At 56.2% G+C, this 22,651-nt stretch carries 21 protein-coding genes; 10 read left to right on the top strand and 11 right to left on the bottom strand.

Features of this window, described 5'->3' with window-relative positions; all coding sequences use genetic code 11:
• Positions 1-9: 9 nt before the first annotated feature.
• Genes ISN39_RS22295 through ISN39_RS22310 form a run of 4 tightly spaced genes read right to left on the bottom strand, consistent with a single transcriptional unit; the run spans position 10 to position 4,243 of the window.
• A complete protein-coding gene (locus ISN39_RS22295; RefSeq protein ID WP_194730477.1) occupies positions 10-1,026 on the bottom strand; it encodes a formamidase in 1,017 nt (338 codons plus the stop codon).
• A gap of 12 nt (positions 1,027-1,038) precedes the next feature.
• On the bottom strand, positions 1,039-1,965 hold the full coding sequence (locus ISN39_RS22300) for an ABC transporter permease (RefSeq protein ID WP_194730478.1): 927 nt from the start codon (positions 1,963-1,965) through the stop codon (positions 1,039-1,041).
• On the bottom strand, positions 1,965-3,095 hold the full coding sequence (locus ISN39_RS22305) for an ABC transporter permease (RefSeq protein ID WP_194730479.1): 1,131 nt from the start codon (positions 3,093-3,095) through the stop codon (positions 1,965-1,967). Before ISN39_RS22305 ends, ISN39_RS22300 begins: the two co-directional genes overlap by 1 nt.
• A gap of 20 nt (positions 3,096-3,115) precedes the next feature.
• Positions 3,116-4,243: a BMP family ABC transporter substrate-binding protein gene (locus ISN39_RS22310; protein WP_194730480.1), complete on the bottom strand. Its 1,128-nt coding sequence runs from the start codon at positions 4,241-4,243 to the stop codon at positions 3,116-3,118.
• A gap of 338 nt (positions 4,244-4,581) precedes the next feature.
• Between ISN39_RS22310 and ISN39_RS22315 the strand changes: the two genes are divergently transcribed.
• Positions 4,582-5,274, top strand: coding sequence for a GntR family transcriptional regulator (locus ISN39_RS22315; protein ID WP_194731876.1), 693 nt, complete (start codon positions 4,582-4,584; stop codon positions 5,272-5,274).
• A 723-nt stretch (positions 5,275-5,997) separates the two neighbouring features.
• Here ISN39_RS22315 and ISN39_RS22320 read toward each other — a convergent pair.
• On the bottom strand, positions 5,998-6,384 hold the full coding sequence (locus ISN39_RS22320) for a VanZ family protein (RefSeq protein WP_246763385.1): 387 nt from the start codon (positions 6,382-6,384) through the stop codon (positions 5,998-6,000).
• A 194-nt stretch (positions 6,385-6,578) separates the two neighbouring features.
• Positions 6,579-6,806: a hypothetical protein gene (locus ISN39_RS22325; RefSeq protein ID WP_194730481.1), complete on the bottom strand. Its 228-nt coding sequence runs from the start codon at positions 6,804-6,806 to the stop codon at positions 6,579-6,581.
• Positions 6,807-7,108: 302 nt separating this feature from the next.
• Between ISN39_RS22325 and ISN39_RS22330 the strand changes: the two genes are divergently transcribed.
• From ISN39_RS22330 to ISN39_RS22340, 3 genes are all read left to right on the top strand, one after another.
• A complete protein-coding gene (locus tag ISN39_RS22330) occupies positions 7,109-7,870 on the top strand; it encodes a diguanylate cyclase (RefSeq protein ID WP_194730482.1) in 762 nt (253 codons plus the stop codon).
• Between the two features lie 244 nt (positions 7,871-8,114).
• On the top strand, positions 8,115-8,429 hold the full coding sequence (locus tag ISN39_RS22335) for a hypothetical protein (protein ID WP_194730483.1): 315 nt from the start codon (positions 8,115-8,117) through the stop codon (positions 8,427-8,429).
• Positions 8,430-9,351: 922 nt separating this feature from the next.
• Positions 9,352-9,999 (top strand): sugar transferase, encoded by a 648-nt coding sequence (locus ISN39_RS22340; RefSeq protein WP_246763495.1) that lies wholly within the window; start codon positions 9,352-9,354, stop codon positions 9,997-9,999.
• Positions 10,000-10,007: 8 nt separating this feature from the next.
• On the opposite strand, the gene ISN39_RS22345 is transcribed toward ISN39_RS22340, so the two are convergent.
• The 4 genes from ISN39_RS22345 to ISN39_RS22360 all read right to left on the bottom strand — a co-directional run bounded on the left by ISN39_RS22345 (position 10,008) and on the right by ISN39_RS22360 (position 15,062).
• The gene (locus tag ISN39_RS22345) at positions 10,008-10,739 is read right to left on the bottom strand and encodes a hypothetical protein (protein ID WP_194730484.1); all 732 of its coding nucleotides are present in this window, start codon (positions 10,737-10,739) and stop codon (positions 10,008-10,010) included.
• Positions 10,729-13,056: a polysaccharide biosynthesis tyrosine autokinase gene (locus tag ISN39_RS22350; RefSeq protein ID WP_194730485.1), complete on the bottom strand. Its 2,328-nt coding sequence runs from the start codon at positions 13,054-13,056 to the stop codon at positions 10,729-10,731. The genes ISN39_RS22345 and ISN39_RS22350 overlap by 11 nt, the downstream gene beginning before the upstream one ends.
• 33 nt (positions 13,057-13,089) lie before the next feature.
• A complete protein-coding gene (locus ISN39_RS22355) occupies positions 13,090-13,704 on the bottom strand; it encodes a hypothetical protein (protein ID WP_194730486.1) in 615 nt (204 codons plus the stop codon).
• A 143-nt stretch (positions 13,705-13,847) separates the two neighbouring features.
• Positions 13,848-15,062, bottom strand: coding sequence for a polysaccharide biosynthesis/export family protein (locus tag ISN39_RS22360; RefSeq protein WP_194730487.1), 1,215 nt, complete (start codon positions 15,060-15,062; stop codon positions 13,848-13,850).
• A gap of 338 nt (positions 15,063-15,400) precedes the next feature.
• Here ISN39_RS22360 and ISN39_RS22365 point away from each other — a divergent pair, with 338 nt between their 5' ends.
• Positions 15,401-16,873, top strand: a complete 1,473-nt coding sequence (locus ISN39_RS22365) for an O-antigen ligase family protein (RefSeq protein ID WP_194730488.1) — start codon at positions 15,401-15,403, stop codon at positions 16,871-16,873.
• On the opposite strand, the gene ISN39_RS22370 is transcribed toward ISN39_RS22365, so the two are convergent.
• The gene (locus ISN39_RS22370) at positions 16,870-17,469 is read right to left on the bottom strand and encodes a transglutaminase-like cysteine peptidase (RefSeq protein WP_194730489.1); all 600 of its coding nucleotides are present in this window, start codon (positions 17,467-17,469) and stop codon (positions 16,870-16,872) included. The genes ISN39_RS22365 and ISN39_RS22370 overlap by 4 nt on opposite strands.
• 226 nt (positions 17,470-17,695) lie before the next feature.
• Here ISN39_RS22370 and ISN39_RS36600 point away from each other — a divergent pair, with 226 nt between their 5' ends.
• From ISN39_RS36600 to ISN39_RS22395, 5 genes are all read left to right on the top strand, one after another.
• Entirely contained in the window at positions 17,696-17,926 is a 231-nt protein-coding gene (locus ISN39_RS36600; RefSeq protein WP_246763386.1) for a hypothetical protein, read from the top strand.
• Positions 17,927-18,774: 848 nt separating this feature from the next.
• Complete coding sequence (locus tag ISN39_RS22380) at positions 18,775-19,641, top strand: hypothetical protein (RefSeq protein ID WP_194730490.1); 867 nt, start codon at positions 18,775-18,777, stop codon at positions 19,639-19,641.
• The gene (locus ISN39_RS22385) at positions 19,638-20,111 is read left to right on the top strand and encodes an acyltransferase (protein WP_194730491.1); all 474 of its coding nucleotides are present in this window, start codon (positions 19,638-19,640) and stop codon (positions 20,109-20,111) included. The genes ISN39_RS22380 and ISN39_RS22385 overlap by 4 nt, the downstream gene beginning before the upstream one ends.
• Before the next feature lie 12 nt (positions 20,112-20,123).
• Positions 20,124-21,008 carry a glycosyltransferase family A protein gene (locus tag ISN39_RS22390; RefSeq protein ID WP_194730492.1) on the top strand — a complete coding sequence of 295 codons (885 nt, stop codon included), beginning with the start codon at positions 20,124-20,126 and terminating at the stop codon, positions 21,006-21,008.
• A gap of 136 nt (positions 21,009-21,144) precedes the next feature.
• Positions 21,145-22,602, top strand: coding sequence for an oligosaccharide flippase family protein (locus tag ISN39_RS22395; protein WP_194730493.1), 1,458 nt, complete (start codon positions 21,145-21,147; stop codon positions 22,600-22,602).
• Positions 22,603-22,651 lie beyond the last annotated feature (49 nt).

Below are 22,651 nucleotides of genomic sequence, written 5' to 3' on the forward strand. Positions count from 1 at the left end.
ATCTCTCTCCTATTCGGCGGCAGGTTTGAAGGGTTCGCCGTACCGGCGCATCGGCTTGTCAAATCCGCAGGACGTGCCGTCCTTGACCTTAATTTCGTCTTCCCACGGCAGGCGGTATTTCCCGGCGACGAGGTCGTGCATATAGGTGTAGGGCGCATCCTGCGCGCCGCCGGCGACGGCGACATAGCCGCGATGGCCGAACTGGTAGATGTTGTTCTCCACGCCCCAGCCGAGCCGGGCCTCCCGCACCAGGTCAGGACGCACCTCGGCGGTGATGATCTCGTTGGGCCGGCTGGAGGTTCCATGGGCGATGATCGTGCCGTCGAAATTGCAGATCATGCCTTCGCCCATGGAATCGAACGTGCCGTCCGAGCCGCACATGCAGACATTCGCGGTGACCATCAGGTTGCAGAAGGCGTTGGCCTGGTTGGTAAAACGCCAGGCTTCGCGGATGGGCGCCGTATAGCCGGCCGTGCGGATCATGATTTCGGCGCCCTTGTAGGCGCATTCGCGCGCCATCTCCGGGAACATGCCGTCATGGCAGATGATGAGCGCGAGCTTGGCACCTTTCGGGCCATCGATGACGGGAATGCCGAAATTACCGGGCTCCCAAGGCTCAACCGGTACCCAGGGATGCATCTTGCGGTAATAGAGCTTCAGCTCGCCCTCGTCGTCGATGACGATGCCGGAATTGTAGGGCATGCCACCCGGATTGAGCTCCATGATCGAGAAGCACCCCCAGATTGCGTTGTCCCTGCAGGCCTGCTTGAAAGCCGCGACCTCCGGCCCGTCGAGCGTGCACATAATCTCCGGATTGATGTCCATGGAGAGGCCGTGCAGGGCGTATTCGGGAAAGACGACCAGATCCATGCCAGGCTGGTTGCGCCGCGCCTTGGCGACCAGATCGACGATCACTTGTGTCTGGCGCGCAAGATCGGCCTTGGTGACCGTCACCGGCAACTGAAGTTGCACGAGGCCGATGCCGACGCCGTGTTCGGATTTGTTGAGACCGCCAAGTCCGTTCATCGGAACGCTCCGTTATTTCGTGAGCGACAGCGCACCCGGCGCACCGGCGAGCGAGCGGGTGGGCGAGGACGTGGCGATCAGGATGATGAGGGTGAGCACGTAAGGCGCGGCGTAGAAGAGGTAGTAGCCTTGTGTGACGCCGACCGATTGCAGCGCCGGGCCGAGCGCGCCGGCACCGCCGAAAAGAAGCGCGGCCAGGAAGCAGCCAATCGGGTTCCAGCGCGCAAAAATGACCAGTGCGACCGCCATCAGGCCCTGGCCCGACGAGATGCCTTCGTTCCACGAGCCGGGATAGTAGAGCGAGAGATAGGCGCCGCCGATCGCCGCCAGTGAGCCGCCCGCTGCCGTCGCCAGCAAGCGAACCCGGTCCGGGTGGATGCCCATGGCCCGGGCCGCGTCTGTGCTATCGCCGACGACGCGCAGGATCAGGCCGATGCGGGTGTTCTTGAACCCCCAGAAGAGGAAGAGTGCCAGCGCTGCGCCGAGGAAGAACAGCACATTGATGTTGAGTGCAGCCTGGATCTGCGGAGAGGTTGCCCAGCCGCCGAGCGGAATCGAGGGCAGTTTCGGCGCCACCGGCTGTATGAAGGACTTGCCGAGGAAGAAGGCGAGCCCGAGCCCGAACTGCATCATGGCGATGCCGATGGCGATGTCGTTGACCTTGGGGAACTTGCAGATCCAGCCATGGATCAGACCGAAGATCGCGCCTGCGACCATGGCGGCGAGTACGCCGAGGGTCGGCGAACCGGTGATCACCGCCACCGCATAGGCCGTCATGGCGCCGAAGACGAGGGTCCCTTCGAGTCCCAGGTTGATACGCCCGGAGCGTTCGGTAATCGTCTCGCCGAGGCTGACGAAGATGAACGGGGTCGAGACACGGATGGCGCCGGCGAAGATCGCCAGTGGAACGCCCCAGATGCCGATCGCTGTTTCCTCCATCACCGGCTCCTCTTCCAAAGATCGGGATTGAAGGCCTTGAACCGTCCGTAGAAGGTCTCGCAGAAGAGAATGACGATGAAGAGCGTCCCCTGCAGCACCAGAACCGTCGCATCCGGCAGACCCAGGCGCCGCTGGATGAGGCCACCCGAAGCATCAATGCCGCCGAGCAGGATGGCGACGGGGATGATCGCCAGGGGGTTGTGGCGGGCGAGGAAGGCGACGAGGATGCCGGTATAGCCGTAGCCGGCCGCCAGCGAGGCGTTGGCACTTCCCTGTACCGCCGCCACTTCGATCATGCCCGCCAGACCGGCGAAACCGCCGGCAAGCGCGGTAAATCCGACGATCAGCTTGCCGACCGCCAAGCCCTGGATCTGCGCGGCGCGCACGTTGCCGCCGGCGATGCGGGCCGCAAATCCGTAGCTGGTCGCCTCGATCACGATCCAGGAGACGATGCAGGCGAGGATGCCGACGACCAGACCCCAGTGCACATCCATGCCGGGAATATTGCCGAGCATGTATTCCGCCGGCAGCGGCTTGGTCGACGGCTTGTTGAGGCTTGCAGGATCGCGCAGCAGCCCTTCGACGAACTGGTTCATCAGGGCGATAGCGATATAGGAGAGCAAGAGCGACGAGATAGTCTCGTTGACGCCGCGGTAGTGGCGCAGGAAACCGGCAAGGCCGATCCAGATACCGCCAACCACCATGGCAGCGATCGCCATCAGAATGAGGCTGAGGAAAACAGGCGCGGCGCCGGCGAGCGGCAGAGCCATGGCCGCGGCAGCAACGCCGCCCAGCACGACCGCTCCTTCCCCGCCGATGATGACGAGGCCGAGGCGGGCGGGCAGGGCGACGCAGAGCGCCGTCAGGAGAAGGGGTGCGGCGCGGCTGAGGCTGTTCTGCACCGAAAACCAGCTGCCGAAGCCGCCGGTATACATCAGTTGGAAGAGGGTGGCCGGCGACTTGCCGACCACCAGGATGAAGAGGGAGAAGAGCGCAAGACCGATCAGGATGGCCGCAAGGCCGATGACGATCGGCTCGGCTCGCCGCGCGATCCATTCGAGGACGGGGCGCAGCGAAGCCGGTTTTTCGGAGGCGATGGATATTGCGGGATCATTGGCCTCGATGGTCATGGCGCTTCTCCCTTCGCGGTTTACGCTGTGGACCCGACGACGCCCTCGACCAGGTAATTCATGCTTTCGAGCTCGATCGCGTCTTCGGCGTAGCTCTTGTCGGCAGCCACGACGGTATCGCCCTTGTTGTCCTTCAACGGTCCCTTGAAGACCGAGAAGCCACCCTTCATCATGTCAGCCTGCGTGGCTTCGAAGGCCTTGCGGCCTGCCTCGGACACGCCGGGGCCGAGCGCGCTCATCTTCACGAAGCCGTCCTTCAGGCCGCCGCGCACGAAGTTGCCGAGCTTTTCGCCGGCCTGCGCCTTTTTGACGAAGTCGCTGTAGACATTGCCCCAGGCCCATTCAGCGCCGGTGAGATATTTTTCGGGGGCGAGCGGGCTTTGATTGGCGTGATAACCGCAGATGAAGGCGCCTCGGCCGGAGCCGGTCTCCACGACGACCTTCGGGCTGTCGACGTGGCAGGTGATGACATCGGCGCCCTGGTCGACCAGCGCGTTGGTGGCTTCGGCTTCCTTGACGGCGAGCGACCATTCACCGGTGAAGATCACCTGGCAGGTGATGGTCGGATCGACTGTGCGCGCCCCAAGCAGGAAGGCGTTAATATTCTGCAGAACCTGCGGGATCGGCTTTGCGGCGATGAAGCCGATCTTTTTGCTTTTTGTCGCATGGCCGGCGGCGATGCCGTTCAGATACTGGCCCTGGAAGATATAGCCGAAATAGGAGCCGGTGTTGGCCGGGTGTTTGCCTTCCTGCCACAGCCCGCCACAGTGGCGGAACTGGATGTCGGGATATTTAGCCGCCATGGCCAGCATGTGGGGATCGAAGTAGCCGAAGGAGGTCGGGAAGAGCAGGGTCGCGCCGTCCAGGTTAGTCATGGATTCCATCGTCTTCTGGACGTCGACGGTCTCCGGAACATTCTCTTCTTCGACCAGCGTCACGCCCGGCACTGCCTTGATGACGGCGGCGCCTTCCGCATGGGCTTGGTTGTAGCCGTAGTCGTCCTTGGGGCCGACATAGATGAAACCGACGGTAAGAGCGGTTTGGGCTGCGGCGGAGGAGTTCATCAGGCCCGGCATGGTACCGGCGAGCACACCGGCACCGGAAGCCTGGAGGAAATTGCGGCGGTTCATGGAAAGGAGTTTGGTCATCGCGATGCTCCTTGCGGCGCTGGGCCGGTTGCGAACGAGTACAGAAAAGTGCATGCAATGTGCATGCCAGAAACTAAGTCACTGAATTTTATACGTTCTTATTGATGCAAAGAACTGCACTATGTAAAGTGCATACAGATTGATCGCATGTTTGCATAAGAAATAATCACGACGTATTTATTGTTCATTGTGACTCCGCGTTGGCGCCACGTGCCGTGGTACATGCGGGCTTTCTGCCCAGAAAGTGAATATTTAACAATATGTTCGCTGCGCAATTTGACTTATGATGTCCCGCACGGCATCTGTATGCAGAGTGTTCAAGTAAGTAGATTCGCATGGTGAAGCAGGCTATACGCAAAGAGGTGATCCGCACCGGAACGACTGTCGAGCAGATGGTCCGGGCGATTTCCGACATGATCGTCACAGGTGAAATCCTGCCGGGCGCGAAGTTGGACGAGGTCTCGCTCGCCCTTCGTTTCGACGTTTCGCGCACGCCGGTGCGAGAGGCTTTGCGCGAGCTGGGTGCCATGGGATTGGTCGTGCGCGAGCCAAACCGCAGTGCCGTCGTTACCAAGGTCACCGAGACTTATCTACATTCGATGTTCGAGGCGATGGCGGAACTCGAAGCGATCTGCGCCAGGCTTTCGGCCGAGCGTATGACGGTCGATGAGCGGCGCGCGCTTGAGTTGATGCATCGAGGATCGATGAGGCTGGTGCATGCCGGCGCACAAGAAGAATATTCGGCTCACAACACCGAATTCCACACCCGGCTTTATCGCGGCGCGCATAACGATCATGTCTTCGAAATGGTGACCCAGACGCGGGCCCGGCTCGCACCTTTTCGGCGGGCGCAGTTCCGTCTGCCCGGACGTCTGGCGAAATCCTATGAGGAGCACGGCCGGATCGTGACCGCGATCATGCGAGCGGATGCCGCGGCTGCGGGGCAGGCCGCATATTCCCATGTGGAAATTGTTAGCGATGCCAGCGCGGTATTTGCAACAGCCGGAGAACGGAAAGAGCGCGACGCGTAAAACCAGGGGTGCCGTCCGGACCCGCTACAGAGTCGAAGAGCCATGATGGCAATCGAGTTGCAATAACAGCGGGCAAGAAATCGGCGAAGCGTCTAGCCGGTCTTGCGGCTTTGGCTGAGCCCGCCGTCGCTAAGCTTGGCTAGCTCTATGCAGCGATGGCTGGCGAGGTCTGTGGCATCGTCGGTTTAGGATTCATCGCGAAGTACGCCGGCGATCCGACAATTGTCATGCGAAGGTCTGGCCTGGCACAGATTCGCCTGACCAGGGACCATGACGCAAGCCGAGGCAAGTGGATCGCAACGCCCCGGCACGTTCTCTGTTTTTCTGAGCAAGCATCGAAACCTGGCGGCTTTGTCCGATGCGGCATCGCAGGTGATCCGTGATTCGCCACGGGATCAGCGTCGACGAGGACTATTCTCAGGCCGAGCCGAATGATCATATGGAGAGTCATTCGCCGTGTGCTGGGATCGGCTCGAACCTAATTCGTAGAAGCTGCCCCCCACCTTGTCGAACGGTTGATCGGCGCGGGAGCGGTTGCCGTAAAGGGAGAAGGAGAGAACTGAGACGCCAAGGAGCCGAAGCGCTCAAGGCCGGCGACCTTTTAGCTCTCCGCTATCAGCTCGGGGATATCTGGAGAGTGTCGGTTTTCATCTCGTGGGGCTGCCAGATACCGCCATGAAACCCTTTCCTTTGATTCAGCTTACGACGTGGATGAGTTCAAGTTCAATCCATATGAAATTGAGGCTCGGGAGCGAGGCCGGTCTTTATTCTCTGGCGCGTGCGCCGGTAGACGGCGTGCCCCGCAAGGATGCCGATCATGGCGCAGGCTGCCTTGATGACGGCGTCGTGCAGGCGTGCATGACGCGTCGGCGACAGGTATTGCAGGAACTCGATGGCGAGTGCGCCGAAGATCAGCAGCAGTGCGACGAGCTTCCACTGTTTCGGATAGCCGAGCGCGAAAACGAAGCCGGTGACGGCATAGGCAAGCGCGCGGTCGGCGTTGACGCTGGTCATCGTATGCGGCCTGAGGCCGATCGGCGAAATGGTGACGAAAATGATGGCGGCAAGCAGCAGCCAGGCGAGCGGTCGCATAAAACGGGATGTCATCATCCCTTCACGTTAGCAGCATTGCAAAGCGAACGCACGGGGGAGCTGCAGCAATCCGCTGAATACAATTAAGAAAGCTTTCCGTGGGGCGAACTGCATGTTGGTAAACGGACTTTATGGCCAGCGCAGCTATTTTCCGGACGCCTTTCCACCATGGAACCTGCCAGTCGCGACAAGGGCCGCTGGCGCCATTTGCCCTATTCCGCCCGCTGCTGCGACTGCGTGTCCAGCCAGTGAATCGCAGCCCTGCGCGAAACTCGGCAAACGGTGTCGCCCAGTTCCGTTGCGTATGGCAGCTGGTCTTGCTCGCCCAGCAACTCCGATGCCGTGCTGCACGCTTTTCTTTCGATGACGAAACGCGATCTGTTTGAGGTATCGTTGGAGGTGAACGCGCGGCAGTCAACGCTGGCCCATGCCTCGGCCATGCTCGCTTCCCTACGGTCCGAATAAGGGTCAAGAGACTCGTGCATAAGCGCGATTGGTGTCAAGATCTCCGAATTTTGCTCTCGTCCACGATCAGAATGGCTAAGCGGTTTGCGTTATGCGCAATATGTTGCCTAGACAAGTCGCATTAAGCTACCTTCGTACCAACTGCACGCGGCAGCTCACGGCGGAGAGAGCCGATGAGGTTCCGTGTCTAAAGCAACAATTTTACGGGATTTTTTTACCGGGACTTGTTGTGCTGTGGGCTAGCTTTGGGCTCTTCCCTAGCGAGTATTTGACCGCCATGAATTTTGTCAATCGTTACGCCCCCGCCACAATAAAACCTGCCTTGCTGCTTGCTGCGATCGGCGCGTCCTGCTGCCTGGCAGGATCCGTTGGCCTTTTACTTGTCTTAAACATTCTCCTCCCGGATAAACCATTTTTAGCCGGATTTATCAGCATCATCGTCGTTTCGCTTGTTGTTGCATTGCCGCTGTTCCTTGCTCTGCAACTCCGAAATGCAGAACTTGCGGCGCTTCGCGCCAACATTGACCAGACGGCCCGGCACGACCCGGTGACGAAAGCGCTCACCGCAACCGCCTTTGCGGCTGCGATGCAAAACTACGCCGACCGCCGCCGGAAGATCGCAACCGATGCCGGCGGCATCAGGATCGCCGTCGTCGTCGAGACGCTTGACGCGATCAGTCGCCGCTATGGCCCGCAATGGGCCGATACGGTGATGCTGTCACTCGCCGATATCATCAAAAGCTCGGTCAGGAGCGGTGACCTCGTCGCCCGGCTCGCCTCAAACGAACTCGGCATTTTCCTCCCCGGCGCCAGCCCGGAAAATGCTCAAGACATCGGCGCTCGCATCCAAAGGCGCGTCTCGCAGGCGGCCTTCGAAACCGAGGAGGCGCCCCTCGACCTCAAGCTGAAGCTCGGCGGCGCCCTCTTCGAGGGATCTGAGGATTTCAACCGGATCAGGCAGCTTGCGGACGAGATGGCGTTTGACGGCACGACTGAGAATGGTGAGCCGATCGCGATTGCCAGATTGCCGACGGCGTGAGGTAGACAGCGGTACAGGCGCGAGAACGCTTTTGCTAAAACCTGCAAGTATCGCCGAAACACCGAGAGTGCATCTGACTGCGTTTATCGCCCTACCTCGAAATCGCATAGACTTTCTCGCCAACCTTCGGCTTCCCGCCTACATGGCACGCAAAGAATGACCCACAAGCGCGCCGCCACTTGAGTTTCGCCGCTCTTTCATTAGAAATGAAACGGTTGGAACCGTGCGAGGAAAAGACTGGTCGATGCAAGCTTTGGGATGTCACGCCGCAATTTTTGCGATCGCCCTCGCCACATTCGCCGCGACTGCAGAAGCAGGGGCGTCGGAACTCAGGCGTGCACGTCAGGCGGAGATCGAAAAATATGTCAGCCGGAATGCGGATCTGACCGAACTGAGCAACGGTTATTCCTATAAATCCGGAAGTAGGAACGGCTATAAGTTCTCGGATGGTTCGGTATGTGTCCGTTTCCCGTCAGGTGGAACCGACTGTGTCAAGGTCCTGACCGATGGAAAAAAATTCTACATGGTGACCAAGGACGGAGCACGTTCCTCATTTTAATCGACTGGCGGCCAGAGACAATTTGCGATCACCACGGGCTGCCGTTTCCAAAAACCATAAGATTTGGACGCTGAGGACGGCACCTTTGCATGCCGTGCCGAACGACCACGCCGGCCCTTGTTTCGATCACCATCTGATCGGATGAAGCCGCTTTTCCAATCGAGTTCGATTCTGGCGAGTTCTGCGGTATCCAAATAGCCGTCACCCGCTCTTGAGTCAGGCGGTTGGCGAGGTTCCATCCATTGGCTATCAACACACGCGCCATGACGGTTCGCCCTTGCCCGGCGGGATGAAAGGGATCGGACGCGAGGCGGATCGAAGATTAGCCGGTGCCAAGCGATAGGCCATGTCTAGCGACAAAAACTAACTCCATTTCCATCCACGTAGCACCGCCTTTGTGTGGCTCCAACATTGCCTCGCGTTCTGGAAGGGCGTTCCTGACGCAAATTTGGACGCGTGCCTCCGATGTGGCCCTGTACCTGCCCATTTTGCGTATCGATATCGAAATTCTGCTCGCCGTAGGTGCCCATCAAGCCGCCGGTACCGTTCGGCCCAACTTCGAGGTTTCGGTATTGAGCATTTGATGGCTCTGAGAATAGCAAGAGCAGTGCGGCGGCAAACAAATAATGTCTCATGGCTACCTGCCTCCAAGGGGCTGCGACCTCTGAGGCAATATAAGAAATAGTTGCATTGAATGCACGCTGATTGGACAAAATGATGTGAAGACGACACACCCAAAAAAGAACAGCGTCACAGTTAACCAATTGTTAAAATTACGAATGACAGGAAGAACGAATGGCGGTAATGCTTCGCCATAATGAACCCCATAAGTATTTAGGTCATGTGTCATATGTCGAGAACGGAAGAAGTTTGGGAATTGCGTAATATTTCACCGCTGGCAGATCTTCCAAACGTCAGAGGCATGTATTATTCGGATGCGCTCGGCAGTTCATCGAGCAACAAGCCGTTACAGATCCGAATAAAGCGTCTAATGGATATATTGGTTTCGGCAGTCGCTTTATTGGTGTTGTTACCAGTTCTCGTCTTGATCGCAGTCATTATCCGCTGCGAGAGTCCCGGTTCACCGCTTTTCAGTCAGATTCGTTGGGGAAAAGACGAGAAGAAGATCCGGATTTATAAATTTCGTTCGATGCGCGCCGAGAATTGCGACCCGACTGGCGTCCTGCAGACTGTGAAGAACGATAGCCGCATCACGCGCGTCGGAGCGTTTATTCGCAGAACGAATCTCGATGAGCTGCCGCAGCTTTGGAACGTTTTGAAAGGCGACATGTCTCTGGTTGGTCCGCGATGCCATGCGATCGGCATGCAGGCTGGCGGCATGCTCTATGAAGAGCTTGTCCCGGACTATCACCAGCGGCACATTATGCGGCCCGGATTGACTGGCCTCGCACAAATGCGCGGCCTTCGCGGTCCTACTGACCGGCCGGCGAGAGCCAGGGCCCGCATCGCGGCCGATCTTCACTACGTCAACAACTTCTCAGTGGCTTTCGATATTCGCATCATCATCGGAACGATCGTTTCGGAAATGACGCAATCGAAGGGGTTCTGAGATCTGCATCAAAATGCAGTCGGATCGAACTTCCTCTTCGCAAATAGATCGAGCCGGTCCCTTGACACGAGGGTCATGGCCGAAGAGACGTAGGGCTTGAGATCTGCACTTCCGCCGGCAAACACTTCCTTTACTACCGGAATATCGGCATAGCTTAGCACCACGCGCACATCACGGCTCACGGCATCCGACGCTAACGCCAGGGTGCGAGCATTGGCTCGCCGCCAGACAAAAAACCGGACGCGAAGGGCGTTGATCTCGGTTGGATTGAAGAGTGCCGATTGCGTCAGAAGTTGCGAAAGCTCTTCGCTGTTTTCGCCTGAAGCCTGACGCACCATTGCCAGACGGCCCCACAGGTAGCCGTTCGTCGGATTGCACGTCAGTCCATGGCGAATATAAGTTTCTGCGCCACCCATCGCTGCTGCCCAACCGTCGAAATCAGTAAAGGAGTTCTGAATGTCGAGGTTCAGCAGTATAAAGTAGAGGCCTGCCTCGACGAGATCCGAGCGACAGATCTTGTCGTCCACGATCTGCTTGGCGAGCGGAATCATCCGCCTCAACATCTCTTTATTATGTGCATCTCCGGCGCTTAGCGTACTGCTCAGATAAGTGAGATCGGAGAACTTCGCAGTCGAAGACAGTTCTGTGGCAGCTATTCCTGCCATTAGCAGAGAAACGCCAGCGAAAAGAATATTCGCTGGCGCCAAACGGTTTCCGATGAAACTGAAATCAATCTTCACGATAATAGCTTATATACCGCGAATGGTAATATTCGCTCGAACCATAAGCGCGATAAAGCTTCATCTTGTCATTGTCGACCTTATTCAGAATAACGCCAGCGCATTTAGCACTAATTTCGGCATCTGTGAGCAAGGTCGAGCGAACTACCTTTCGCGACGTCTTACCCCATTCAATAACATGGATGAAATCATCGACCAGCGGTGCGACAGCGCGAGCGTCAACTACCGGCGCAATCGGCGGCAAATCGAGCACGACATAGTCGAAGCTTGAACGGGCTGCTTCGAGAAGGCTGTCCATAGCCCGCGACGAAAGAAGTTCGGAAGAATGCGGGATTCGACGCTTAACTACCGCTGGAAGGAAGGCAAGCTTGGTCTTGTCGTTAAATAGGAGCAGGTCTTTCATTAATCGGCCATCGGTCAGTGCTTCCAGTAGGCCGACATCGGCGTGACGCGCCAAGGCGCGTGTCGCGCCGGGATTGCGAAGATCGCAATCGATGAGCAATGTGCGGGCGCCTTGCATTGCCAGAAGCTCCGCAAAGTTCATGGAAATCGTGGACTTTCCTTCGCCGGGAAGAGTCGAGACAATTCCGATAACCTTGGCACCGTTCTCCTTTCCATCGAGATCAATTGCTATCTTTGCGCTGCGCAGGGTTTCAGCGAAAGCCGACAGCGGGTGTTCCACAACATATTGAGAGATGCTGTTGATGCGCCGCAGTGCCCGTGGATGGGCCTCAGGATTGGTGTTGATCTCCTTAACGTCAGACGACTTGATCAGCGGTGCGAGTCCGAGGAATTCTTTCTGAAGCTCGTCTCGAACCTGTTCTCCTGTCCGGAAAAACCGGTCGCGAAACTCTCGAAACGCTCCGATCCCGGCGCCGGCCGCACCGCCGAATATCGCAAACAATGCGACGACGAGCGGCTTGCGCGGATAGCTTGGCTTATCAGGTGTTTTCGAACGGGTGATGACCCGTGCTTCCGTAATCGGGAAGGACTGCTGCTGGATCGCTTCCTGGTAGCGCTGCAGAAAGGTTTGATAGAGGTTCTTATAAGTCTCCGCAGAACGCTCGAGCTCGCGCAACTGGACACCGGTCTCACCTGCTGTCGCGCTCTCATTTTTGGCCTGATTAACGTTGGCGACAAGCTCTTTTTCGCGCGATTGCGCGACGTCATACTCGCTCTTGTAACTCTCTGCGATCCGATTGAGTTCCTCAAACATGAGGCGGCGATATTCAGACATTTCGCTACGAAGCTGCACGGCACGCACATGGTTCTGTCCGAGGCGGCTTGAAATTTCCGCTTCCAGCTTCGACGCGGCAAGGTACTTCTGGCGAAGCTGATTGGAAATGGAGCTGTCGAGGACATCAATTACGATTGCATCGGACTGACCGTTTTGAACGATCTGCTGAATGCGGTCGTATTTTGCCCGTGCCTTTGCGGTTTCAGCTTGCGCCACGATCAAAGCGCTGTTCAGTTCCGATAGCTGCTGGTCTGTTATCAGCTGACCATTGATGCCGATATTAAGAAGCCCGTTTTCGGCGCGGAACTTCTGCACGGCAAGATCGGTTTCGAGAGCTTTCTGCTTGAGCTCATCGATACGTGCCTGCAGCCAGTCGCTCGCGCGTCGAGTCGCGTCGTACTTCGAATTGAGCTTATCAACGATATAGGCCTCAGCGATCGCGTTGGCAATTTGCGCCGAAAGTGCAGGTGAGGGGGAGGTGTAACTAACGCTGAGAACATAGGAACGCCCCACGCGAGAGATTTCCATATTGTCCAGCACCTGTTCAAGTGCAGCGCGGCGCTGCCTTTCCTTCAGGGTGGAGTCAACGTCGTTGCTGACAAACCACTTTGTCACGTTCAGCACACTGGACAAAATCCCGCGAACCGTCGAGACGACCGAAGTACTCTCAGCCATGAATAGCGGATTGTCGGCAAGTTTGAGGTTATCGACAACCGCAATGGCGATAGTGTCCGACTTCAGCACTTCAACCTGACTGAGCGTCGATGCCTCGTCGTCTGTTGTCAGGCCATCCATCGTGAGCTTGTTGACAAGGCCATTGTTGCCGCGGTCAATCAGAAGGCTTGCGGTCGCGGTATAGAGCGGAACCGCAGTCACAACATACGCAATGCCGACGATGACGGCCGCAAATACCGCAACCACAACGATCGACCATTGGCGCCTGGCAATTGCCAGCAGCTTCTCGAAATCGACCAGATCTTCCGTATTACTTTCGTCATCCCATGACTGGCGAGACGATACGACCTTATCCGGGGATAACAAATGCAGATCCTCAAAGTCTGGAATAGAATAAGGCCGCATTTCACTGCGGCCCCTTTAAATTCCTATGAAATCTTATGGGCTTACGGATCGAGCTGCAGCCGTAAAGCTTCCACCGCTGCCAACGCTAAAAGTGGTCGTTCCGGAAGCAACCGACGAATCTCCGCCGACGCCACCTGTGCTACCGCCAACGCTACCGCCGCCGGCAAGACCGGAAGCGCCACCGCCACCGCCGCCACCAGCGCCACCCGCAAGTGCGGCCGTCTGGACTTCATTGGTGGTCTGCAGGAATGCCGTCGTCAACTCAGGTGAGTTGGCGGCCGCAATCTTTTCCTGGATCAACTGTGCGTAAGCGGGGCTCGAGGCCGCGCACGCCTTGGCAACTCGAGCTAATCCAGCTCCAATTGCGCTTTTTTGCGGGCTGCTGGCCTGTGGCAGCAGCGCCATAATCGGATCAAGTGTCGACGCACTGGAACCAGCAAGTGAGCGAACCCGGCTCGTCATCGGAAGTCCTGCGGCTGGAAATTCGCTGAGCAATCCGCCCGGGTTACTGAGGAACGAGCTAATATCGGCGTCAGAAAGTCGCGCTGGCCCAGTAAAGCATGCGTTCGCAACCTCTTGTGCAAGCGCGTCAACGCTAAAACCAGCAGTCATCAACGCCATCAAAGCAATACCTACACGATACTTCATTCTTGAGCTCATCCTAGAACTTTCTCTGTGGAGCATCATTAATATAAAATTAGTGGTTATATTAACGATGCTTAAGTTACAAGTAGTAAGGTAGAAGGGGCGTGGGTCGAAACTAGACTTCGCGCACATTTCTTCTAGGCTGGTTAATAATGGCCAAGCGATTGAACCGCCGAGCGTGTATCTGTCACATCGACTGCCGTGCCCGATACCGTCGCAGAGACAGAGCTGACGATGTTCAGGAATTTCAGCAGTTCGACCGAATCGGAGTTTGTGACATACAGAATATCCTTGTCCTGCATCGCAAATTTCTGAGCTGCAAAGAACGTCGCCGGGTCGCGCATATTGGCGCGGAAGATCACAGGCACACTGTTCCCTGCGAAGCGAGTCGTGTTGACGCCGAGTTGCTCCAGCGTGCGCCGATCCACTGTTCTGTATAGAAGAACTTGGCCGGGATCTGCGCGGCTGTCGAGAAGGCCGCCCGCCTTGCCGAGCGCATCAGCAAGAGATAGATTCGTGTCTTCGAAATCGAACCGGCCGTTCAGGCCCGAGGCGCCAAAAGCGGTATAGGTGCGTCGCTCGCGGTTGACCAGAATTATGTCTCCGGGCGCGACATAGATATTTTCCGCCGGCGTATTTTGGAGTTTGTCGTAGGAGATTGTCCCGATCATGCCGCGACGTTGCAGCGTCACGGTCGTTTCCTTGCTCGGCGAGCTAATGCCGCCGGCTTCGGCGATGACATCGAGGACGCGGTCGCCAGACGCCGTGACTTCAATCTTTCCGGCGCTGTTTACGTCACCGGTCACAGCGACCTCGCTCGAGTGGCTCGTTACCATAGTGATAACGACTTGCGGCTCGATCGCGCGATTTGCCAACTGGTCCTCGATATCCTGCTCGACAACTTCCTTTGCGCGGCCGGCTGCTTGAACGCGACCTGCATAGGGAACCGTCAATGTTCCACCGCGGTCGATCGTTTGCGGCGGGAGCGTGATAAAGTTTCCGGGGCGGCTGCCTGCGACTTCGGTCGGAATAAAGAGACCGCCAGCCTGGGCTTCGAAGATCGACACCTGTACAACATCACCGATGCCAAGCGGAATGTCGGGAGCTCCACCGCGGCCACCGCCAAAGCTGTCCCGGATAGAGGTCGGTGCGGCCTTATCAAAGTGGCTCAACATGCCTTTGCTGAGATCGATCACGGCGTAGTCGATACCGACCTTGCGATCTTTTGTCGTAACCTTAACTGCCGCACCGCGATCAACAGCCATATCATCCGGACCAGAACGCGGCAACGACGTGCAGCCTGACAAAAGCGCAACCGTCAAAAGTGCCGAGCTACGCAGCTTCACTAAGTCTCTACTCATTCCGAAAACCCAACCCGTTGTCCCCTAATGACCTGAATACGATGTAACCTTTAAAAAGCGAGCAATTTCTTATTAGGCATAATCCTTTTTGTCTACTGTTGCACTGCAGCAACAATTTAGTGCTGCTCCATTTGAATTAAGCATAATGGATTTACATTTGAAGACGTGTGGGCCGATTTACTAATATAAAAGGCCCTGGCGATTCGGGCGCGGCGTTAGGATGGAAAACAGAACTTCGTACTATTCGAGCTTGCCACGAAGCTGCCGTCTTTCGAATGCGCTAGACTGCGTGTAGAGAAAACGTCGATTGCAATGTAGGCAGCGGGCCGATCTCGAATATGCAAAATCCTTCAAAAAAGCATTCGGAAAAACAACAAGTCCCAAAAATGGTCAGTCGGGCGTTTTTCGGCCTGATACTCGCGACGCTCGTGTTCGCGATTGTTCCTTTTGGCGCGGTTTGGCCTGTGCCGTTGACATTGGCAACATTGTTCGCGTGCTTTACCGCATGCGCGGGCACACTTGTCTATGCTGCACCGGTGCGGGGACGCTGGTTGTTCAACACTATTCTTTCGGCGTTGGCAGCCATGATCGCCTGGGTATTTTTGCAAGCCTCGACGGTTTTACCAGCCGTGTTTTCCAATCCTGTGTGGCACGACCTCGGAATGCTCGCCATTGGTTATGGCGGAAGCGTCTCCATCGAACCGGCTGATGCGATTTACACACTGATGTATCTGGGGCTGCCAGTCCTTACGTTTCTTTCCGCATTGACGATCCTGAGAAGTGACGACGAGAGCCGCCGGTTGATCACCTTTATTACAATGGGCGGCGCGGCGATTGCGATTTACGGCTTGCTTCAATTCCTATTGTTTCCACAAACAAATCTCTTTTTGACGAAGACCGCCTATATCGACAGCCTGACGGCCACCTTTATCAATCGAAACTCGGCAGGAACATTCCTCGGGCTCGTCTGTTTAGTGTTACTTCGCTACGGATGGTCAATACAGCGAGAGATGCGTTTTGCCGAAGTCATTCTTTATTCGAAGGGCAATCGTCCGTCGAAAAAAAAGGCGTTGCGCCGGCTTCTTGCAGTGATCATGCTGCTTGGCTTGACGGCTATCGCCCTGTTTTTAACGAAATCGCGCGGCGCAATTGCTAGTAGCTTTATTGCTGTTGCGTTTCTATCGTTCATGCTTATGGCGGAGAAACCGGCAACGAGGCTGACAAGCTTCTCACAGATCCAGAAATCACGGCAGTGGCCGATTTTCATGCGTCTGGTACTTACGATCGCGGTGATGGCATTCGCCGTCGTTGTGTTTGGCGGGCGTGTCCTTATGCGAGCCGAAGTCAAAGGTGACGACGATGGACGTTTCTGTGTATTGCCGGGCATCCTTGAACTCGTCAAAACCCAGCCGATCCTAGGATATGGTTTTGGGGCGTTTCGATATGCTTTTCCCCCATACCGCGATCCCAATTGCGGTCTAAGCTTGGTATGGGATCGCGCCCATAATTCTTACCTGGAAGGGTGGGGTGGGCTTGGGGCGATATTCTTTATCGTCTTGGTCGTCGTCCTAGCTGCATTGATCATCGCCCATCTTATTGGGCTGAAGACAAGACGGCGTATGCGCTCCTATGCATCGCTTGGGCTGGCAAGTCTGCTGCTCGTCGTTCTGCACGCTTTTGTGGACTTTTCGCTGCAAATACCGGGCGTTGCGACCTACTTGGCGGCACTTCTTGGCGCGACGTCGTCGATCTCACTAAGACGTCAGACAAATGCTGGCGAGGAAACTACGGCCTCGCCAGCATTGCCCTAGATGTCATACCACATGCGCGGATTGTCGCCGGATTGGATCTTGACCCATTGCAGGTCCGTTTTGCGCCAGTTTTTGATGCGGTTCGTGCGGTTATCCAGCACCAGATCACCGCGCGTTGTCTTGACGACTAGGACCGCATGGCCCTCGCCGGAAGGGGTTCTTGTGACTGCAATGCGCAGGGCGCGAGCTGGAATGCCCGACGCGATCAGCTGGTCGCGTTTGCTCAATGCAAAATCCTCGCAGTCGCCCTGCTTGACATTGACCTTCCAGTCGTCGGCGTAGTCGTCAGCTGAGGTGTCATTGATCCCAATGATCGTCCGATTGATCGAGTCGTTGATCTCCCTGATCTTGCGCTGCATCGCTGCGGTCCAGGAAACCGTGGTCGATCCATCACTGGCGCGGCATTCGTCGGGGTTTTCCATGCAGAACTTAACATGGGCAAACGGTGCAAGTGTTGGTTGGCCGTTCTTGATGAATGCAAAGGACGGCGCACTTGAGACGCCCCTTGCCAGACTGCTCAGATTTGCTGCATAAGCCGATCCGGCCGCGAGTGCCAGGTTGATTGTAATAACGGTCGTCAAGATCGCGTTTTTCATTGTTCTCTCCGTCTCACACCCCGCCGGAGTGTTTTGTTTTGAGCAGAGACCGCTTGATCGCCTGTCCGCGATCCTCGTGTTCTCCGCGATTGGAGGTCACGATAGACAAGGCGAGTCACTTTGCGCTTAAACGGATAGAATCAATTTTATCGAATTGCGTTTTTCTATCGGGAATAGTGTGCCGGTTCGAAGCGAGAGGGCGGAATTACCGCCGTGGAAGCGTCAGTTGAAATCTCTGTTTAAGAAAATACTCGGGACCGACAGATATCAGGAGACGGCACGCACGCGGCTAGCATTCGATGACAAGAGCTTCGCAGCGATTTATGCGCTCGGCGATATCCATGGCTCCATGGCCCAACTTAAGTTTGCCTATGATGCTATTTATAAGGATGGCGAGACCATTGCCGGCCGAAAGCTGATCGTTCTTCTCGGAGATTATGTCCGACCGTGGACCTGAGTCTTCCGCAGTCCTTGATTTTCTGCGTGCATCACCGCCTGAGGGGTTCGAACAGGTCCTTCTACGTGGCAATCATGACGCCGAGTTTCTAAAATTCATCCAAAGCCCGAAAGCCAACGTGGGCTGGCTGAATTTTGGCGGCATTGAAACTCTACGGTCCTATGGCATTCATTTCGATCAAATTATGAAGAACGGTCGCGCTTTGGTAGCCCTGGAGCAGGCCGTTCAAGACGCTATACCGGCGTCCCATACCGCATTGCTCGCCTCGCTACCTGTTATGCTGCAAGTTGGTGGAGTTATCTCGTTCATGCTGGCTTGCGTCCAGGCATCCCGCTCGCCGATCAGGCAGACGAGGACCTCATGTGGATCCGGGAGCCATTTCTGCAAGAAGGGGCAAAACTCCCTTACTTGGTGGTGCATGGGCATACGGTCAGCGTGCAGCCGTCCTTTAGACCAAACCGTGTCGGCAATGACACCGGCGCCTTCGCAACCGGACGCTTGACCGTTCTTCGGCTGAAGGACGGCAAGGCCCACGTTCTGCAGCATATTGATACTTAGAGCCTTCTAAATCTGATGAGACGGATAATATCGTCTTCAGCCAACAGGCTTCACGACCCGCGCAACAGGAGCGGAAGATGCCCGCGAAATTCAGTAACAGGATACATCTGACCCAATCACAATTTGCGCTGTGAATCCGGCAGGCCCTGCTGAATTTCGTTCTTGAGTGCCGCGAAGAATTAAGTAGAGTGGCAGAAAGCTGCAGACATAGAACCTAGGTATTTAGGTTTTACATGGTGCAGTTTTGTACCTGACCGTTTGAAGCAAGCAATATTTTGGGGATATGCCGATTGATCCAACAAAAATTCGGCGATAAGCCACTTTCCGTGATGCTGTTTACGACAAGTGACGGACAATCACCTCGAATGGACGATCTCGACCGTTTATTCGGGTCCGTCGCAAGTTTTGTTAATTCGACTTCAGGCATTAATCTGCGGCATTTCCTTCTTATGCAGCGCACCAGCGCAGAACAGATGAAGGCGCTGGTCATGCGTTTTCCTGAGTTCGTTACGATTCATGCGATTGACAACCGGGTGTCGCTTTCAAAGGCCCGTAACATGCTTCTCTCGGCGAAGACCTGCAGGGAGGGGCTGGCAGCAGCCCATGTTGTCGCTTTTCCTGACGACGATTGCTGGTATCCCGCCGGAACGCTGGGTCGTGTCGTCTCGGCCTTTTCGCAAAACGCCGATGTCGATTTTTGGTTTTGCCGATATGGTTCCGAGCCGTTGTCACCCGGCGCTCATTCGGAAACGGAGCCATCGTTGCAGACGGTAATCGGTCGGGCCTCTTCGAACACTATTTTTTTCCGCGGGACTTTGGTTAACAAAGTAGGCGGTTTTGACGAAACCCTCGGAGTAGGCGCGAAAATCAATGGTGGAGAAGATACTGACTATGCTTTGAGGAGCTACTATTTGGCGAGAAAGGTCCTTTTTCTAAATGTCCGTGCCATTGGTCATCGTGATATCGATCCGAAACTTAAGACGCGCTATTTTGCTGGTTCCATGGTGGCTATATGGCGGCATGCCTGGAACAGCCCGGCTGGATTGTGGGCGGCGGCCCGCAAGGCATTGGTGGGCGTCGCCCTTGCTTTGCTCGGGCGTATGTCTGCAATGGATTTACTTAAGGCTTTTCGGCTTTCAGTGGGAAGCAGAACATGAAGTCGCTTAATCAGCTAATTAAGCTGCAGCGTATGCTGGTGAAGATTCGCCGTATTTATCTCGTGAAATTCTGGGGCATGGACATCGATCCAACGGTGGTCATGTCCATGAGTGCGAAGTTGGATTTGACCTATCCTAAGGGTATCCATATCGGCGCGCAAACTTACCTGTCCTTCGGCGCCGCGGTTCTCAGCCATGACATGTCCCGCGCGCTCAAGACTGACACGCGAATTGGCAGGTGCTGCTTCATCGGCGCCCGCAGCATTATCATGCCAGGAGTAGCCGTCGGGAATCATTGCATAGTAGCAGCAGGCGCGATTGTCACCAAAGATGTGCCCGACAACTGTGTTGTCGCCGGTAACCCCGCTACTATCATCCGGGAAAACATAAACACGTTGCCCTATGGCCGTCTTGAGTCCGCTGTGCTTAAGGTTCGCGCCGCCGCTGCGGCCGGGACTTCCACTAGGTAGGATATCGCAAATATGCATATTTCAGTGGTGATTCCGGTTAAAAACCGTTCGACCGTGATCCATCGGGCAGTAGAAAGCGCACTAACACAGACTCTCCCGCCGATTGAGGTAATTGTCGTTGATGACGGTTCGACTGACGAAACACCGCAAGTCGTCGAAAGGATAGCCGAAAGTAACCCACGTGTACGGCTTATCCGAGAAAAGAACAGCCGAGGCGCGCCGCGGGCGCGCAATGCCGGCGCGCTGGAAACGCGAGGGGAGGCGATCGCGTTTCTGGATTCCGATGATTGCTGGAAACCAACAAAGCTGCAGCGACAGGCTGCGCTTCTCAACGCGTATCCTGAAACGCCGGCCGTCTATACCGGATTCGAGTTCTACTATCCTTCCGTACCGATGCGTTCGAGCAAGACGCCAGTTTTAGTCGAGCGCAAGGATCTTTACGGGCGCAATGTGCTGGGTGGCACCTCCTCGGCAGTTGTGCGCCGATCCGCCTTCGACGAGACGGGTGGCTTCGCACCAGACATGCCCGCCTGCCAGGACTGGGAGTTCTGGCTGCGCCTGGCTAAGCTGGGGCCGCTTCGCAGCGATCCGGCGCCACTGGTTGAATATCACTTCGACGGAAACACGCGCATCTCCAAAAATCGCGCGAATGTGGAAGCTGGCCACCAACGCATTTTTCAGATCGTCAACGACTCCATCAGCGATCCGTTAGAGTTGCGAAAGGTGAAGGCTCTTCAGGCCATTAGACTAGCGGAGGTCTATGCCAAGCAGTGTTACGACCCAATTGCGAGTCTGGGCAATGCTTCGAAGGCCGTTTTTCTCGACCTGCGGCCACGGATTGTCTACATGGCCCTGAAAGCAACGGCGAACGTCGTGGCTTTTGCCTTCTCAAAATGAAGGAATACCTAATGGCCGACTCATTACAAGAGCATGCTTCGCCTATCATATACTGAACCGAGTCTAGTCGGCTCCTAAACCCCTTTTTTTGGCAGTCTCAAGCCGAAAATCAAACGCTCTCTGAAAGTGATAAACGATGAACCGTGCATCAGTGGTCTGGTCCGCCGTACGCAATTGGGGCCAGCGACTTGGCGCGGTACTGACCTTTTTCGTCCTCGTCCGACTGCTGACGCAGCAAGAAATCGCCATTTTCGCGGCGGCTGCAGCGGTTATGGCTCTGCTTGATCTTTTCACGGATAACGGTCTCGGCGATTCTGTCGTTCAGGCCAAAGCGGTGCCGCCAGCGGTTTCCACCGCTCTTCTCGTCATCAATCTCGGCATCGCGCTTCTTCTTTATCTCGGGGTTCAAATGTTCGCCGAACAGATATCCGTATTCCTCGGAATAGAAGGCGCGGAAAACGTGTTGCGCGTGGCCGCGATCGTGCTTCCGCTCAATAGCATCAGCTTCGTGCCGCAGGCGCTGATGCGGAAGGAGTTCCAGTTCAAGCGGCTCGCTATGCGCTCGCTTGCCGCGACTGTGCTCAGCGCCGTCGTTGGCATTGTCATGGCCGCGGGAGGCCTCGGCGTCTGGAGCATGGTCGCTCAGTTCCTCGTGTTCGGCGCCGTGAACGCCGTGATGGCTTGGCATCCCCCTATCCTAAAGCCGGCTCGGCCAGCATTCGCTGCCAGCGCACCTTTTATCAAGTTTGGTTCGCGCGTATTCGCAACCCGTATCCTTTATTACTCCTCTACCAGGGTCATGGAAATCCTTCTGCCGGTGCTCTTTGGGCCGACTGCCCTCGCGATCTATTTCATGAGCGTCCGGCTGCCCGCCGTTCTCAGCCAATTGCTCGTGACGGTGGTCACCGATCTCGGTCTGCCGAGCTTTTCAAAACTCGCGGACGATCCGGACGCACTCATTGATGCCTTCTATAACAATCTAATCTTTGCCGCGGGCGTGAGCGTACCCGCATTTTTCCTGCTTGGCGCACTTGCGCCCGAAATCACTTGGGTCGCATTCGGCGAGAACGGGCGCGGTTCAGAACATTTGCTGCTGCCGCTTGCGATCGTCAGCGCATTTCAATCGGTTGGGGCTTATAATCAGATCGTCCTTAATTCCCGAGGAATGTCGGGCATCAGCTTGTGGCTCTCGCTCGCCAATGCGGCGTTGGCGATGGTGGTATTCTACGTTGCGCGGAATACCGATCTCTACACTTTCATCTATGCCTATGCTCTATCGCAGTGCATCCTGATCCCGCTTTACTTCTTCGTCGGCGGTCACTTTTCTGGCATATCATTTCGTCGATTGGTCCGAATCATCTCCCCTTACTTTGCGTCCAGCAGCCTTTCCCTCGCGGTGGTCTGGCTGGTGCGGGCTTATTTCGAGGGCTGGAGCTCGCCCATCCCGGGCAACGCAGTAATGCATGACATCGTTGCTGGAGTCTCGCTAGGAGTTGTTTTCGGTGTAGTTTATATCGCGAGCCTTCTCACGCTGGACCGCAATGCGGCTATGACGATCTGCCGACAATTGATGCGGCGCGAAAAAGCCGCGTAACTGATAGCTTCGAGTTGGCTGCATAACGGCACCCACGATCACGTCGCCA

The sequence above is a fragment of the Rhizobium sp. 007 genome (assembly GCF_015353075.1).
In the GTDB taxonomy this organism is placed as follows: domain Bacteria; phylum Pseudomonadota; class Alphaproteobacteria; order Rhizobiales; family Rhizobiaceae; genus Rhizobium.